The following is a 15,528-nucleotide window of genomic DNA, read 5'->3' on the forward strand; positions in this document are numbered from 1 at the left end:
CCCATGCCGTTGACCGTCAGACCCCGCCGCAAACGCAGCACCCGCATCGCCGTCACGCTGTTCAGCGGTTTGCTTCCGGTGCTGCTGGGCAGCGCCATTCTTTACATGCAGGCCGGACGCACGCTGGAGCAAGGCTCACAACAGACCGCCGAAGAGGCGCTGCACCAGTTCGAGTTGATGCTCGACAACACCGCGCAAGCGGCGCGCGAATTGCTGCCATTGGCCGGTCAGAATTGCGAAAACGTCAAACTCGCCTTGCGCGAGCAAGTAACCCGCCGCCCGTTCGTGCGCTCGACCAATCTGGTGTGGGACGACAACCTTTATTGCAGCTCTTTGTTTGGCGACTTCAAGGAAGCCGTCAACGCGGGCGACTACAACCAGGGCAAGTTGTGGCTGATGAACGGCAATCCGGTCACCCCCAACACCGCGCTGCTGGTTTATCGGCTCAGCGAAGGTCGCGGCGGCGCATTGACGACACTGGACGGTTACCATCTAAGCAACATGTTGCGTTTGATCGGCCGGCACATGTTGCTGGTGCTGCAAGTGGGCGATAACTGGCTATCGGGCGACGGCAAAGTCCAGACCGGTACCCTCCCCACGCTGCCGATAGCGCAAAACACCCTAGCCTCCTCCCGTTATGCGTTCAGTGTTTCTGCCGGGTTTCCCGAGGGCGAAACCTGGCGCTACATGGTCGATGAATATCCGCCGCTGTTCAGTCTGCTGATTTTTTTTGGCGTGGTGTCGGGGGCCATCGGCCATGTCCTGCAGAAGCGCTCCACTTCACCGAGCCACGAAATGCTCCGCGCGCTCGAGGCTGGCGAGTTCATTCCCTACTTCCAGCCCGTGGTGCATGGCGACAGCAAGGCATGGTCGGGAGCTGAAGTGTTGATGCGCTGGACTCACCCGAAAGAAGGCCTGGTACGTCCGGATCTGTTTATTCCATTCGCCGAGCATTCGGGATTGATCGTGCCGATGACCCGCGTCCTGATGCAACAAACTGCCGCGCTGCTGGGGCCGCTATCAGCAACGTTCACCGCGCCATTTCATATCGGCATCAATATCACCGCGAGCCATTGCAAAGACCTGGAACTGGTGGAGGATTGTCGAACGTTTCTCGCCGCGTTCGCCGCCGACAGCATCAACCTGGTGCTGGAGTTGACCGAGCGCGAATTGATCGAGCCGACCGACATCACTCGCCAGCTATTCGAGCAACTGCACGCGCTGGGCGTGAAGATCGCGATTGACGACTTCGGCACCGGCCACTCAAGCCTGGGCTACTTGCGCAAATTCAATGTGGATTTCCTCAAGATCGATCAGAGTTTCGTCGCCATGATCGGCGTCGATGCGTTGTCCCGACACATTCTCGATACCATTATCGACCTGTCGGCCAAGCTTGATCTGGGTATTGTTGCCGAAGGTGTCGAAACTCAGGCGCAAGCCGATTATCTGACCGCACATCACGTCAACTTCCTGCAAGGGTATCTGTTCGGCAAACCGATGCCGGCTACGGAATTCATCAGCGCATTAACTCACCATTAACTAAGCCGGATTAAGACGAGCGTACCGGACAGGCGCACCAAATTGATACAAAAGACCGCTGTTGTTACATGAGGACAACATCAGGATTTACTCTTGGCGCATTAACTACTACAATTTTTTCAACCTGAGCAAGATTGGCAGGGGAGCCATTTATCACCGAGTCGCTTCAAGGCTCTTGGCTTATTAGCTTTGTTTGCGGTTGGTATCAGCCAAACACACTATTGGAGTAAAGATATTGTCCAGACTCGCTGAATTTCGTGCAGCTGAAAAGGCCCTTCAGGAACAGCTCAAACAGCTGGAATCGCTGAAGAACGATGCCGGGCTCAAGAAAGAAATCGAATTCGAAGAAAAGCTCCAGGGGCTGATGAAAACCTACGGCAAAGGCCTGAAGGACATCGTCGCCATCCTCGATCCGAACCCGGCAAAATCCGCTTTGCAGACCTCTGCAGCCCCTAAAACCCGCCGCGCTCGCGTGGTCAAGGTTTATCAGAATCCGCATACCGGTGAACTGATCGAAACCAAGGGCGGCAATCACCGTGGCCTGAAAGCCTGGAAGGAACAATACGGTGCAGCCACCGTTGATTCCTGGTTGCGCGGTTAATCCAACGCCAACAAAAAAGCCCTGCATGACGCAGGGCTTTTTTGTTGACAATATCTAACAAATGAAATGAATTTCATCGAACAAGTTGCGGGTTTTCTGTAACGTTGCTGAGTCATAAAGCTAAACATTTTGCGGCGCGATGTTGCGATCAAGGCCGCCATTAAACTTTGTGCTTAATCCGTTCGGGTATCTAACCTTCTCCGTGAAGAGTACAGCACCTTAAAGTTTCAAGCTGTTTCTCAGCGCCACTATCTCGTCTGCGCTGGCCTTATAAATCTCAGCTTGCCCGGCGTAGGAAAGAACATAAGCCTTGTCCGCCTCGACTGCCGCCACTAGGGTTTGCGACAACACATGCCGACCGTTTTCGGTGATGGTGCAAGTGGTTTCCAGTGCCGGCAAAGTACCCAGCGTCGCCGGATGCACTTTGTTGCAGACGCTTTGGTAACCGCTCTGGAAAAAGTCCTTCTGTATCGACTTGCGCATCTCCAGCAGCACGCCCTGCAAATTGACCTGATGCCCTGCTTCGACATGAGTCATGGTCAATTCCATGACCATCACCTGATTGCCATCGGCGTCATTCTTGACCGCGCGCTGACGGGAAACCTGTGCAGCTGCCTCGGGCAGCGCCTCGACTTGCCAACCGGCTGGCCAGGTAATGCTTGGTTCGTCCGCTGACGCGCTGACCGCCACAAGCGACAACACAAAAAAAACAAACACGGATTTGAACAGTCGGATCATTGCCGGACGCACTCGCAGATTGAGCCGTAAAGTCTGAGGCTCGCCCGCACGCAGGGCAAGCCTGCCCTTTCATTTGGCGATGCCGACAGGCATGCGTATCATTGCGTCCATTCACTCGCCCATAGTTATTGGAGGGCCCATGAGCCTGCACGAACTCAATACGTTCCCCGGCGTCACCGCCACCCCAGACAGCGCAACCCGCAACTTCGTTTTCAACCACACCATGTTGCGCGTCAAAGACATCACCAAATCCCTGGACTTCTACACCCGCGTCCTGGGCTTCTCGCTGGTGGAGAAACGCGATTTCCCGGAAGCCGAGTTCAGCCTGTACTTCCTCGCACTGGTCGACAAAGCGCAGATCCCGGCCGACGCGGCTGCCCGCACTGAGTGGATGAAATCGATCCCGGGCATTCTCGAATTGACCCATAACCACGGCACCGAAAACGATGCGGATTTTGCCTATCACAACGGCAATACCGACCCGCGTGGTTTTGGTCATATCTGCATTTCGGTGCCGGATATCGTCGCGGCCTGTGCGCGCTTTGAAGAGTTGGGCTGCGACTTCCAGAAGCGCCTGACCGATGGCCGCATGAAGAGCCTGGCTTTCATCAAGGATCCGGATGGTTACTGGGTCGAGATCATTCAGCCTGCGCCGCTGTAAAGACTGAAAAGCCCCTCACCCTAACCCTCTCCCATAGGGAGAGGGAACTGATTGGGGGATATTGGAGAATTACGCCGACTTGAACGATTGGCGTTGAATCCATAATCGACTGGATCTTTCAGGTCGACGGACAGCGCCAGACACCTCGGTCGGCTCCCTCTCCTTCGGGAGAGGGCTGGGGTGAGGGGCAGCTTTTCAGATGCAATAAAAAACCCGTGATCGCTCACGGGTTTTTTCATTTCTGGCTGGACGCTTACGCCGGAGCCGAAGTGCGGATCAGGTGATCGAAAGCACTCAACGAAGCCTTGGCGCCCTCGCCCACCGCGATCACGATCTGCTTGTACGGCACGGTGGTCACGTCGCCGGCAGCGAAGATGCCCGGAATCGACGTTTCACCCCGGTTGTCGACGATGATCTCGCCACGCGGCGACAACTCGATGGTGCCCTTCAGCCAGTCAGTATTCGGCAGCAAACCGATCTGCACGAAGATCCCTTCCAGCTCGACAGTACGCAACTCATCGGTGTTGCGATCCTTGTAGCGCAGGCCGTTGACCTTCTCGCCATTGCCGGTGACTTCAGTGGTTTGCGCACTGGTGATCACCGTGACGTTCGGCAGGCTGTGCAGTTTGCGCTGCAATACGGCGTCGGCGCGCAGCTGTACGTCGAACTCCAGCAGCGTGACGTGCGAGACAATGCCGGCCAGATCGATGGCCGCTTCAACGCCGGAGTTACCGCCGCCGATCACCGCCACGCGCTTGCCTTTGAACAGCGGACCGTCACAGTGCGGGCAGTATGCCACGCCTTTGTTGCGGTATTCCTGCTCGCCCGGCACGTTCATTTCACGCCAGCGCGCACCGGTCGCGAGAATCACGCTCTTGGCTTTGAGGGTCGCGCCGCTGGCGAAACGGACTTCGTGCAGCTCGCCGTTTTTGCCCGGGATCAACTTGTCGGCGCGTTGCAGGTTCATGATGTCGACGTCGTACTGTTTGACGTGTTCTTCCAGCGCCGTGGCCAGTTTCGGCCCTTCGGTTTCCTGTACGGAAATGAAGTTCTCGATGGCCATGGTGTCGAGCACCTGCCCGCCGAAACGCTCAGCGGCGACGCCAGTGCGGATACCTTTACGTGCAGCGTAAATCGCTGCCGACGCACCGGCCGGGCCACCACCGACGACCAACACATCAAAGGCCTCTTTGGCGCTGATTTTCTCAGCCTGGCGCTCGATCGCGCCGGTGTCGAGTTTGGCGAGGATTTCTTCCAGACCCATGCGGCCTTGACCAAAGTTCTCACCGTTGAGGTAGATGCTCGGCACGGCCATGATCTTGCGATCGTTGACTTCGTCCTGGAACAACGCGCCGTCGATGGCGACGTGGCGGATGTTCGGGTTGAGCACGGCCATCAGGTTCAGCGCCTGGACCACGTCCGGGCAGTTCTGGCAGGACAGCGAGAAATACGTCTCGAAGCTGAACTGGCCTTTGAGCGAGCGGATCTGCTCGATCACTTCAACACTGGCTTTCGATGGGTGGCCGCCGACTTGCAGCAGGGCCAGCACCAGCGAGGTGAACTCGTGGCCCATCGGGATGCCGGCGAAACGCAGACTGATGTCGGCGCCCGGGCGGTTGATCGAGAACGATGGCTTGCGTGTATCGTCACCGCTGTCGATCAAGGTAATTTGGCTCGAAAGACTGGCAACGTCTTTCAGCAGTTCCAGCATTTCACGGGATTTCGCACCGTCGTCGAGGGAGGCAACGATCTCGATCGGCTGGGTGACCCGTTCCAGGTACGATTTCAACTGGGCTTTAAGATTGGCGTCCAACATACGGGCGATTTCCTTTATTTGAGGCGAAAAAAAGCCCGAGCGAATCTCGCCCGGGCATTTTTATTGGGCGGTGCAGCGTACTTAAGAAGGTGCGGCGTACCGCCCTGAGTTGCGTGTCACAGACTTAGATCTTGCCGACCAGGTCCAGGGACGGCGCCAGAGTGGCCTCGCCTTCTTTCCACTTGGCTGGGCAAACTTCGCCTGGGTGAGCAGCAACGTACTGAGCAGCCTTGATCTTGCGCAGCAGCTCGGAAGCGTCACGGCCAACGCCGCCATCGTTCAGTTCAACGATTTTGATCTGGCCTTCAGGGTTGATCACGAAGGTGCCACGGTCAGCCAGACCAGCATCTTCGATCAGCACGTCGAAGTTGCGGGAGATGACGTGGGTCGGGTCGCCGATCATGGTGTATTCGATTTTGCCAATGGCTGGCGAAGTGTTGTGCCAGGCAGCGTGGGCAAAGTGGGTGTCGGTGGAAACGCTGTAGATCTCTACGCCCAGTTTCTGGAAAGCAGCGTAGTTGTCAGCCAGGTCTTCCAGCTCGGTTGGGCAAACGAAGGTGAAGTCGGCTGGGTAGAAGAATACAACCGACCACTTGCCTTTCAGGTCAGCGTCCGAGACTTGAACGAAGTCGCCGTTTTTGAACGCGGTAGCTTTGAACGGTTTTACTTGGCTGTTGATGATAGGCATTGATGACTCTCCGTCAGGGTTGTGAATTCGATGGGTGAATCCTACCCACTCACTCGACGGATGGCTCATTGGCAAACCTGATGCTGCTGATTTGTTTTCGCTATTAGCTGACTGTATTAATAGAAGAAAACGATCTCTACGACGTAGCCGGTTTATCCGTAATCCGAGCCATCCCCTGGAATGGGCTGGCTTCAACATAGCGCATCGCGGACTTCATATCCTTCCAGCCGACGTAACTCATCAACGATTTCAGATCCCAGCCACTTTGGTGTGCCCACGTGGCAAAGCCGCGACGCAGGGAGTGGCTGGTGTAGTTTTCGGCGGCAATGCCGGCACGCTGCAACGCCTGGCGCAGCAAAGGAATGATGCTGTTGGCGTGCAGGCCCTCCTCATTCAGATTGCCCCAGCGGTCGATGCTGCGGAAAACCGGGCCGCGTACCAGCGCCGCTTCGGTGATCCAGTCGATATAGGCCTGCACCGGGCACAGCTTGAGCAGCGCCGGCGCTTGATAGGTCTGCCCGAGATTTTCCCGATCACCCTTGCTGCGTGGTAAATACAAGGTGATGCCTTTGCCGGCATGCGCTTGCACGTGTTCGATTTGCAAGCGACACAACTCATCGCTGCGGAAGCCGCGCCAGAATCCCAGCAGGATCAAGGCGCGATCACGATAAGCCTTAAGCAGTGACGGACGATCCTGCTGCTCTTTTGCGGTTTGCGCCTCATGCTCCAGCCAGTCGATGACGCGCTGCAAATCCTGCAACTGCAACGGCTCAGCCTGTTTCTCCTGCGCTGGATGCAAAGCCCGAATCCCTTTGAAAACCTTGCGCACCACCGGCGCCTTGGTCGGGTCGGCAAACCCTTGGCTGTTGTGCCACTGCGCCAGCGCCGACAGACGCAGTTTCAACGTATTGATCGACAACTCCTCGGCGTGCGCCACCAGATACCGCGCGACGCTGTCGGCCGTCGCCGGCAAGAACCCGCCCCACTTCACTTCAAAATGCTCGATGGCCGCGCGATAGCTACGGCGCGTGTTGTCACGGGTGGCGGCTTGCAGATAGCGATCCAGATCGCTCATGGGCTGTTTTCTCGCTGGCGTACTGAGACAGGGATGCAGAAACGCATTTTGCCGTCTGACACTGGGTAATACCAGTATATCCCGCGTCTTGGTTATCAAAGGTTTATCTTTATTTTTGAGATGGTACACTGCGTACTTTAGTGGCATGTACCACAGTACGTAACCGTAGGAGTTCACATGGCCCGTGGCGGCATTACCAAAGCACTGGTGCAGATCGCGCGCACAGCGATCCTCGCCCGTGGCGAACACCCGAGCATCGATGCAGTACGCATTGAAATGGGCAACACCGGCTCGAAAACCACGATCCATCGCTATTTGAAAGAACTGGATGACGGCGCTCAGCCCGTTGAAGCCTCGGCTGAGCCTATCGATGACGAATTGACCGCCCTCGTCTCCAGGCTCGCCCAACGCCTCAAAGAACAAGCGCAAGAGCCCATCGAGCAAGCCCGCGAGCAGTTCGAGGAGCAGCGCGAAGCACTGGAGTCGGAGCTGCAACAGACGCGTCAGGCACTGGAAAAGCTCGAACACGAGCACGACATTCAAGGCGCTGCACTGGCACGTGAATCCGAAGCGCTGAACAACACACGCTCGATGCTGCAAACCGAGCAGACCCGCAATGCCGGGCTGAATCAGGCATTGGCCGACTTTGAGTTGCGCTTGCAGGACAAGGACGAGCAAATCCGCTCGCTGGAAGAAAAACACCTGCATGCCCGTGACGCGCTGGAGCACTACCGCAACGCCAGCAAAGAGCAGCGCGAGCAGGAACAGAGCCGCCACGAAGCGCAGGTGCAACAGATTCAGGCCGAACTGCGTCAGGCGCAGCAAAGCGCACTGGTTCGTCAGGACGAGATCACGCAACTGCACCGCGACAACGAACGCCTGCTCACGGAAAACCGTGGCACGCAGCGCGAACTGAGTCTGCTGCAGGATCAGCTCAAGCAGAGTAATCAGCGTCAGGACCAATTGCTGGAGCAAGCGACCCGCGTCGACAGCGAACGCACCCTCCTCCAGGAACGCCTGCGCGTGGCCACGCTGGAAAGCCAGACACTCAAACAGAGCATCGAGGAGCAGACGCTGCTCAACCAGTCACTGGAAAAGGAATTGAATAAGGCTCAGGCAAGCCTGGAAGAAAGCCAGCGTCTGGCGGCTGCCGTTGCGGCAGCGCCAGACTCAGCCAAGCCGAAAGACGCTTAAGCGCCGACCGGCGTACGCATGGTGACGAACTCCTCGGCGGCCGTCGGGTGCACCCCGATCGTGTCGTCGAAGTCGCGCTTGGTTGCGCCAGCTTTCAAGGCAATCGCCAGGCCCTGGACGATCTCACCAGCGTCCGGGCCGACCATGTGGCAGCCGAGGACTTTGTCGGTCTTGCCGTCGACCACCAGTTTCATCAGGGTTTTTTCCTGGCATTCGGTCAGGGTAAGCTTCATAGGCCGGAACCGGCTTTCGAAAATCACCACGTCGTGGCTAGCCTCGCGCGCTTCTTCTTCGGTCAAACCGACCGTGCCGATGTTCGGCAGGCTGAACACCGCCGTCGGGATCATCTTGTAATCCACCGGACGGTATTGCTCTGGCTTGAACAGACGTCGTGCCACAGCCATCCCTTCAGCCAGCGCCACCGGCGTCAGTTGCACACGACCAATGACATCGCCCAGCGCCAGAATCGATGGCTCGCTGGTCTGATACTGCTCGTCGACTTTGATGAAGCCTTTGTCGTTGAGCTGCACATCGGTGTTTTCCAGCCCCAGATTGTCGAGCATCGGACGCCGACCCGTGGCGTAGAACACGCAATCCGCCTCCAGCACACGACCATCTTTAAGGGTGGCTTTCAAACTGCCATCGACCTGCTTGTCGATACGCGCGATGTCGGCATTGAACTGCAGGTCCAGACCACGCTTGGTGAGCTCTTCCTGCAAATGCTTGCGCACCGAACCATCGAAGCCGCGCAGGAACAGATCGCCGCGATACAGCAGCGTGGTGTTCGCGCCAAGGCCGTGGAAGATCCCGGCAAATTCGACGGCGATGTAACCGCCGCCAACCACCAGTACACGCTTTGGCAGCTCCTTGAGGAAGAACGCCTCATTGGAACCGATCGCGTGCTCGCGCCCCGGAATCTCCGGAATCTGCGGCCAGCCACCGGTAGCGATCAGAATGTTTTTCGCTGTAAAACGCTCACCATTCACTTCAACTTCATGCGGGCCAACGATCTTCGCGTGCGCTTCATGCAAGGTCACGCCGCTGTTGACCAGCAGATTGCGATAGATGCCGTTGAGGCGATTGATCTCACGATCCTTGTTGGCGATCAGCGTCGCCCAGTCGAAATTCGCTTCGCCCAGGCTCCAGCCAAAACCGGACGCCTGCTCAAAGTCTTCGGCGAAATGCGCGCCGTACACCAGCAGCTTTTTCGGCACACAGCCGACATTGACGCAGGTCCCGCCCAGATAACGGCTCTCCGCCACCGCCACTTTCGCACCGAAACCGGCCGCAAAACGCGCAGCGCGCACACCGCCGGAACCGGCACCAATCACATAAAGGTCAAAATCGTAGGCCATTTCTATCTCCTCGGCAGGGGATCAGCATACCTGCAGCCACCCATTGGGCAAGCGCTGCCAGTCATATGGGGGCGCAAAATGAAAAAACCCGCCGAAGCGGGTTTTTCTTACAGACCAATCAAGCGCTCTTAGTAAGCCTTGCCAGTCTTATAGAAGTTCTCGAAGCAGAAGTTGGTCGCTTCGATGTAGCCTTCAGCGCCACCGCAGTCGAAACGCTTGCCTTTGAACTTGTAGGCCATCACGCAGCCGTTCTGAGCTTGTTTCATCAGGGCGTCGGTGATCTGGATTTCGCCGCCCTTGCCTGGCTCGGTTTGTTCGATCAGGTCGAAGATGTCCGGAGTCAGGATGTAACGACCGATGATAGCCAGGTTCGACGGCGCGTCTTCCGGCTTTGGCTTCTCGACCATGCTGTGAACGCGGTAGATGTCGTCGCGGATCATCTCGCCGGCGATAACGCCGTACTTGCTGGTTTCCTGCGGATCGACTTCCTGGATGGCGATGATCGAGCAACGGAACTGCTTGTACAGCTTGACCATCTGGGTCAGTACGCCGTCGCCTTCGAGGTTGACGCACAGGTCGTCCGCCAGGACCACGGCGAACGGTTCGTCACCGATCAGCGGGCGACCAGTGAGGATCGCGTGGCCCAGACCTTTCATTTCGGTTTGACGGGTGTAGGAGAACGAGCACGAGTCGAGCAGTTTGCGGATACCGACCAGGTATTTCTCTTTGTCGGTGCCTTTGATCTGGTTTTCCAGCTCGTAGCTGATGTCGAAGTGGTCTTCCAGAGCACGCTTGCCACGACCGGTCACGATGGAGATTTCCGTCAGGCCAGCGTCCAGAGCTTCTTCAACGCCGTACTGGATCAGTGGCTTGTTTACCACCGGCAGCATTTCTTTAGGCATGGCTTTAGTCGCTGGCAGGAAGCGAGTACCGTAACCGGCTGCTGGGAACAAGCATTTCTTGATCATATAAGTCCTTGAAAGGGCTGTGTGTACGAGTTTCGGCGCAGTCTAATCAGGCGGCGTGCACCTTACAATGCCCCGCACTGGCTAACCGATGCCAACATAGAGAAATATTCTCGCCGATAGTTCCATCGACATCCTGGCGCAGCCAGATCAGCGTAGCTCAAAGCAGTCGACAAACTGAATCACCATACGCTCATCGCCCCCCAATGCGAGCATTTGCCGGTATCATGGCGCCTTTGAACCAGCGAACGAGACAGATAGATGGCCGCGGTAAAAATCGTCAACGGGTATGTGATCGACAAGAAAGACGGCAAGTGGACGCTGACCACGACCAATGGCGAGCACATCGCCGGGCCTTTCGACAGCGAGCAAATGGCGACCGATGTAGCGGCAGTGTTCACCGACACTCCGGCATCGGCCAAGCGCCGTGGCAAAGATCAGGACTGATCGACTGCGACACCCCAAGCCCTGCCCTTGCGCAGGGCTTTTTTGTGCCCACCTACAAACAAGTGGCCAAACGCTATAACCTTTTCACACCGGCGCTGTCAGAGCGTCTAGTCCCTCCCTCGCTGAAGACCACAAACATGAATCTGAAAAAATGGCTGCCCCTGATCGCGGTATTGGCACTGGCCGGTTGCGCCACCTCCCAACCCACATACCTGAACAATGGTGAACAGGGGCTGTCGATCGATTGCTCCGGTGAAGCGAATTCCTGGGCGACCTGCTATGAAAAAGCCGATGCCTCCTGCGCGGGCACTGGCTACCGAATCGTTGGCACCGACGGCACACCCCAGCCCAAGGAAAGTGACAAAACCCTGGGCGTTGATGTCGGCAACTACAAGAACCGCAGCGTTGTCGTGGTCTGCAAATAGACCTTACATATGAATTTCGGCGAACTTGATCCCGAGTCCACGAACGACTTCGATCAGATCGTCGAGACGGTTGAAGGATTCGACTTCGTCGTTATCGTCGACCAGAAAGTAGCTGCGCCCGGCGCTCTTCTTGAAAAACACGATCCACTCACCCGGATTCGCCGGGTTCTGGATGACATGGGTGGCAGAGATCAGGCCCTCTACGTGGCGCTCCCGTACTTGCTCTCGCTTCATCGCGACTCCAGAAATGAAAATGCCGTCACAGCATGACTGCGACGGCATCGGTGCTGATGACGGTCAGTCTATCAGCCGGAAATACACGCATTGGCGGCCTTTTGCACGTCACGCGGGCGAACCGGCACGTTCGACATGCGCTCATGCAACTTGATGCTGCTGCCACCGGAGCGATCTTCGATATCAAACACCGCGGCTGCGCCGGTAGAAAGTTTCCCCGGTACGATGACCTGAACCCCGTCCTTGTGCGGCTGTACTTGCAGCGCGCCGCGGCTGTCTGCCAGTTTATCGGCCAGACACTGGGCATATTCATGGGGTTTCTTGCCGGAGATCACGCTCATGGTCGGCAGCGTTTCATTGATTTCGGAAACACTCGCACAACCACCCACAGCCAGAATCAACGGCAGACACACCACACCCCACTTCATACAAAACCTCCGTTAAAGACCGTCCGACAGCACAAATGCCGTTTTTCTCCGGGGCCTTCTGCATTTAACCCGCATCCGATTGCGAATATCTGTTCAAAATTGTCAAACCAACGCCCGACGGCCAGATAATAACCCGTGCAGGCTGATAAACTGCGCGCAATTACAAGCTATCGTTTTGATTTTGTAGAAAAAGCCCTTCTGGAGGCGCCCATGAAATTCATTCACCAGCGCGAACACCTCAACGAAGACGACATCGTCGTCATTCAATGCTCGCAAATGTGCAATATCCGTCTGATGAACGACGCTAACTTCCGCAGCTTCAAAAATGGCGGCCGTCACACCTATCACGGCGGCGCCTTCGACACCTTCCCGGCCCGTATCACCGCGCCGAGCACCGGTTTCTGGAACATCACCATAGACACGGTCAACCGCCGTGCGATCAGCGTAACCCGCAAGCCGACGCTGACCCACTCGATCAAGATCATCCGTCGCTCCAGCACCAAACTCAGCTGAGACACGCCGTCCGACCAGAAAGGAAAGCATGACCGTGGCCCAAACAACCAAATATGTCATCAAGTACAAACTCAACGGTGAACGCCGCTTCGAGTTCGCGCAGCTGGAAAACGGCACTGAAGAAGAAGCCAAGGCTGCGCTTGACGCGATCCACGGCAAAGATGATGTGATCAGCGAGATCGCCGTCAGCAAAGCGCTGTAAGCATCGACAGGAATTCGACCGCAAGCGGCGGAGTGTTCTGCCGCTACGTCCTGCCTAGACTGACTTTCTTCGACCAAGCGTCAAGGAGTCAGCATGTCGATGTCACCCTCGCGTCTGGATTCGCTCGACTGGGCAAGCCTTGCGCAGCAACTGGATCAGGACGGCTACGCGATCATCCGTTCGCTGCTGCTGGCCGAAACCTGCGATCACCTGAGTGCGCTGTATCCACAGACCGAACCGTTTCGATCGCAGGTCATCATGGCCCGCCACGGTTTCGGTCGCGGCGAGTACAAATACTTTCGATATCCGCTGCCGACACCGGTAGAACGCCTTCGCTGCGCGTTGTATCCGCGCTTGGTCCCCTTGGCCAATCGCTGGTACGAACGCATGCACCTGCCCGAACGTTTTCCGGCGAACCACGCCGAGTTTCTTCAGCGCTGCCATGCCGCCGGCCAACGACGTCCTACCCCTCTTCTGTTGCAGTACGGCCCGCAGGACTACAACTGCCTGCATCAGGACCTGTACGGCGAATCGGTTTTTCCGCTGCAAGTGGCGATTCTTCTGTCAGAACCCGGGCAAGACTTCAACGGCGGAGAGTTCGTTCTCACCGAGCAACGCCCGCGCATGCAATCTCGCCCGCACGTACTCGATCTGACGAAAGGTGATGCGCTGATCTTTGCCGTGAATCAGCGCCCCGTCAAAGGCGTGCGCGGTGATTATCGGGTGACCATGCGCCACGGTGTCAGTCGCCTGCACAGTGGAAAAAGGCATACCCTAGGCATCATCTTTCACGACGCAACCTGATGGCCATGTCCTCAACAACTCTCGACCTGTTCGCTGACCACGAACCCGAACAACACGCCCGAGCCGAACAGATTGGCGAACAATCCTGGCTATTGCGCGGCTTCGCCCTGCCGATTGTCGATCAATTGCTGCCGGCACTGGACGCCGTTCTCGCAGTGGCCCCCTTGCGCCACATGGTCACACCGGGCGGTTTCAGCATGTCTGTCGGCACCAGCAGTTGCGGTGAGCGGGGCTGGATCACTGATCGCAGCGGCTATCGTTATTCAGGTGTCGACCCGCTCAACGGGCTGCCTTGGCCGCAGATGCCGAAATCCTTCGCTGCTCTGGCGCATTCGGCAGCCGAGCGAGCTGGTTTCTCTGGCTTCAATGCAGATTCCTGCCTGATCAATCGCTATGTCCCCGGCGCAAAAATGTCATTGCATCAGGATAAAGACGAAAAGAACTACGCCGCGCCGATCGTTTCCCTGTCACTCGGATTACCAGCCATATTTCTGTTCGGCGGTTTTGCGCGCAGCGACAAGACCCGGCGAATTTCGCTGCTGCACGGTGACATGGTGGTCTGGGGCGGCGTCGACCGATTGCGCTACCACGGCGTATTGCCAATCAAGCAAGGTCAGCATCCGCGCTTGGGTCAACAGCGGATCAATCTGACATTTCGGCTGGCTCGCTAAACCCGAAAAATTTGACCGCAAGGCCCGGAGTGTTGTGCCTGGCGAGGCTGGTTAACCTGAATCAAACAGGTCAACGGATTACTCATCATGAAAACGCTTTCGACCCCGTTTGATACCGAACATGATCCACGCTGGGCCGCCGTGCTCGCACGGGATCCGCAGGCGGACGGACAGTTTGTCTATGCGGTAAAAACCACGGGCATCTACTGCCGCCCGAGCAGCCTGGCACGCTTGCCGAAACCGCAAAATGTCGAGTTTTTCGACACCGCCCAACAGGCCGAAGCCGCGGGGTATCGGCCGAGCAAACGTGCGAGCAAGGATCAAAGTGATGTCGCCGCGCAGCATGCCGCGACCGTTGCCGCGGCATGCCGGCAAATCGAGATGGCCGAAAATCCGCCCGCCCTGAACGAGCTCGCAGAGGCGGCCGGCTTGAGCCCGTTTCACTTTCATCGCGTGTTCAAAGCCGCCACTGGCCTGACGCCAAGAGCCTACGCCGCCGCCCATCGTTCGCGCAGAGTGCGGGAACGTCTCGCGGACGGCAATTCGGTGACGGATGCTCTATATGACGCAGGCTTCAACTCCAACAGCCGCTTCTACGAATCAGCCAACCAACTGCTGGGTATGAAACCTGGCGACTACCGCGCTGCCGGTCAAAACAACGACATCCATTTTGCCGTAGGCCAATGCTCGCTGGGCGCGATTCTGGTGGCGCAAAGCGAGCGTGGGGTGTGCGCGATTTTGCTGGGTGACGACCCGCACCAACTGGTGTGCGACCTGCAGGATCAGTTTCGCAACGCCAACCTGATTGGCGCAGACAGCGGGTTTGAACAGTTGATCGCCAAAGTCGTGGGTTTTATCGAAGCACCGGCCATTGGCCTGGATCTGCCACTGGACGTGCGGGGGACGGCGTTTCAGGAACGTGTCTGGCAAGCCTTGCGGGAGATTCCGCTCGGCAGCACCGCCAGCTATGCCGAGATTGCCCAGCGCATCGGCGCGCCGACGTCCATGCGCGCAGTGGCCCAGGCGTGCGGGGCCAACCGCCTGGCGGTGGCGATCCCTTGCCACCGCGTGGTGCGCAGCGATGGCAACCTTTCCGGTTATCGCTGGGGGGTCGAGCGCAAGCGTCAGTTGCTTGAGCGCGAGACGTCGGCGTGAACGGTCAATGGATGCTA

The 15,528-nt window shown here is 57.4% G+C and carries 19 protein-coding genes; 11 read left to right on the forward strand and 8 right to left on the reverse strand.

The window, feature by feature from the left end; translation table 11 throughout:
* Positions 1–3 precede the first annotated feature (3 nt).
* A complete protein-coding gene (locus ACOYXH_RS12575) occupies positions 4–1,539 on the forward strand; it encodes an EAL domain-containing protein (RefSeq protein ID WP_460410776.1) in 1,536 nt (511 codons plus the stop codon).
* A gap of 235 nt (positions 1,540–1,774) precedes the next feature.
* Positions 1,775–2,140, forward strand: a complete 366-nt coding sequence (locus ACOYXH_RS12580; RefSeq protein WP_093431101.1) for a histone-like nucleoid-structuring protein, MvaT/MvaU family — start codon at positions 1,775–1,777, stop codon at positions 2,138–2,140.
* Between the two features lie 219 nt (positions 2,141–2,359).
* Here ACOYXH_RS12580 and ACOYXH_RS12585 read toward each other — a convergent pair whose 3' ends face one another.
* Positions 2,360–2,878: a DUF4946 domain-containing protein gene (locus tag ACOYXH_RS12585; RefSeq protein WP_460410777.1), complete on the reverse strand. Its 519-nt coding sequence runs from the start codon at positions 2,876–2,878 to the stop codon at positions 2,360–2,362.
* Between the two features lie 139 nt (positions 2,879–3,017).
* Here ACOYXH_RS12585 and gloA point away from each other — a divergent pair, with 139 nt between their 5' ends.
* On the forward strand, positions 3,018–3,539 hold the full coding sequence (gene gloA, locus ACOYXH_RS12590) for a lactoylglutathione lyase (RefSeq protein ID WP_007963339.1): 522 nt from the start codon (positions 3,018–3,020) through the stop codon (positions 3,537–3,539).
* Positions 3,540–3,792: 253 nt separating this feature from the next.
* Here gloA and ahpF read toward each other — a convergent pair whose 3' ends face one another.
* The 3 genes from ahpF to ACOYXH_RS12605 form a co-directional block, all read right to left on the reverse strand.
* Positions 3,793–5,355, reverse strand: a complete 1,563-nt coding sequence (gene ahpF, locus ACOYXH_RS12595; RefSeq protein WP_095047780.1) for an alkyl hydroperoxide reductase subunit F — start codon at positions 5,353–5,355, stop codon at positions 3,793–3,795.
* Between the two features lie 124 nt (positions 5,356–5,479).
* Positions 5,480–6,043: an alkyl hydroperoxide reductase subunit C gene (gene ahpC, locus ACOYXH_RS12600; RefSeq protein ID WP_047602282.1), complete on the reverse strand. Its 564-nt coding sequence runs from the start codon at positions 6,041–6,043 to the stop codon at positions 5,480–5,482.
* A gap of 136 nt (positions 6,044–6,179) precedes the next feature.
* Positions 6,180–7,118, reverse strand: a complete 939-nt coding sequence (locus tag ACOYXH_RS12605) for a site-specific integrase (RefSeq protein WP_095047781.1) — start codon at positions 7,116–7,118, stop codon at positions 6,180–6,182.
* A 177-nt stretch (positions 7,119–7,295) separates the two neighbouring features.
* On the opposite strand from ACOYXH_RS12605, the gene ACOYXH_RS12610 reads away from it, so the two are divergent.
* Complete coding sequence (locus ACOYXH_RS12610) at positions 7,296–8,312, forward strand: DNA-binding protein (protein ID WP_095047782.1); 1,017 nt, start codon at positions 7,296–7,298, stop codon at positions 8,310–8,312.
* On the opposite strand, the gene gorA is transcribed toward ACOYXH_RS12610, so the two are convergent.
* Positions 8,309–9,667, reverse strand: coding sequence for a glutathione-disulfide reductase (gorA, locus tag ACOYXH_RS12615; protein WP_320413050.1), 1,359 nt, complete (start codon positions 9,665–9,667; stop codon positions 8,309–8,311). The genes ACOYXH_RS12610 and gorA overlap by 4 nt on opposite strands.
* A gap of 128 nt (positions 9,668–9,795) precedes the next feature.
* A complete protein-coding gene (gene galU, locus ACOYXH_RS12620) occupies positions 9,796–10,635 on the reverse strand; it encodes a UTP--glucose-1-phosphate uridylyltransferase GalU (RefSeq protein ID WP_093431079.1) in 840 nt (279 codons plus the stop codon).
* A 258-nt stretch (positions 10,636–10,893) separates the two neighbouring features.
* Between galU and ACOYXH_RS12625 the strand changes: the two genes are divergently transcribed.
* Both ACOYXH_RS12625 and ACOYXH_RS12630 read left to right on the forward strand, forming a co-directional pair.
* Positions 10,894–11,079, forward strand: a complete 186-nt coding sequence (locus ACOYXH_RS12625) for a hypothetical protein (RefSeq protein ID WP_090283267.1) — start codon at positions 10,894–10,896, stop codon at positions 11,077–11,079.
* Between the two features lie 137 nt (positions 11,080–11,216).
* Entirely contained in the window at positions 11,217–11,504 is a 288-nt protein-coding gene (locus ACOYXH_RS12630) for a hypothetical protein (protein WP_093431076.1), read from the forward strand.
* Between the two features lie 3 nt (positions 11,505–11,507).
* On the opposite strand, the gene ACOYXH_RS12635 is transcribed toward ACOYXH_RS12630, so the two are convergent.
* Together ACOYXH_RS12635 and ACOYXH_RS12640 are read right to left on the reverse strand one after the other, a co-directional pair.
* On the reverse strand, positions 11,508–11,738 hold the full coding sequence (locus tag ACOYXH_RS12635) for a hypothetical protein (protein ID WP_008082673.1): 231 nt from the start codon (positions 11,736–11,738) through the stop codon (positions 11,508–11,510).
* 71 nt (positions 11,739–11,809) lie between these two features.
* Positions 11,810–12,166 (reverse strand): hypothetical protein, encoded by a 357-nt coding sequence (locus ACOYXH_RS12640; protein WP_095047784.1) that lies wholly within the window; start codon positions 12,164–12,166, stop codon positions 11,810–11,812.
* Between the two features lie 210 nt (positions 12,167–12,376).
* On the opposite strand from ACOYXH_RS12640, the gene ACOYXH_RS12645 reads away from it, so the two are divergent.
* From ACOYXH_RS12645 to ada, 5 genes are all read left to right on the forward strand, one after another.
* Positions 12,377–12,679: a DUF1883 domain-containing protein gene (locus ACOYXH_RS12645; RefSeq protein WP_007912251.1), complete on the forward strand. Its 303-nt coding sequence runs from the start codon at positions 12,377–12,379 to the stop codon at positions 12,677–12,679.
* Positions 12,680–12,713: 34 nt separating this feature from the next.
* Entirely contained in the window at positions 12,714–12,881 is a 168-nt protein-coding gene (locus ACOYXH_RS12650; protein WP_176471335.1) for a hypothetical protein, read from the forward strand.
* Positions 12,882–12,974: 93 nt separating this feature from the next.
* Complete coding sequence (locus ACOYXH_RS12655) at positions 12,975–13,685, forward strand: 2OG-Fe(II) oxygenase (RefSeq protein WP_095126347.1); 711 nt, start codon at positions 12,975–12,977, stop codon at positions 13,683–13,685.
* Between the two features lie 5 nt (positions 13,686–13,690).
* Positions 13,691–14,356 carry a DNA oxidative demethylase AlkB gene (alkB, locus tag ACOYXH_RS12660; RefSeq protein ID WP_460410778.1) on the forward strand — a complete coding sequence of 222 codons (666 nt, stop codon included), beginning with the start codon at positions 13,691–13,693 and terminating at the stop codon, positions 14,354–14,356.
* An 87-nt stretch (positions 14,357–14,443) separates the two neighbouring features.
* The gene (ada, locus tag ACOYXH_RS12665) at positions 14,444–15,511 is read left to right on the forward strand and encodes a bifunctional DNA-binding transcriptional regulator/O6-methylguanine-DNA methyltransferase Ada (RefSeq protein WP_258708319.1); all 1,068 of its coding nucleotides are present in this window, start codon (positions 14,444–14,446) and stop codon (positions 15,509–15,511) included.
* The last annotated feature ends 17 nt before the right edge of the window (positions 15,512–15,528 follow it).

The organism is Pseudomonas sp. Mb7 (genome assembly GCF_054790525.1).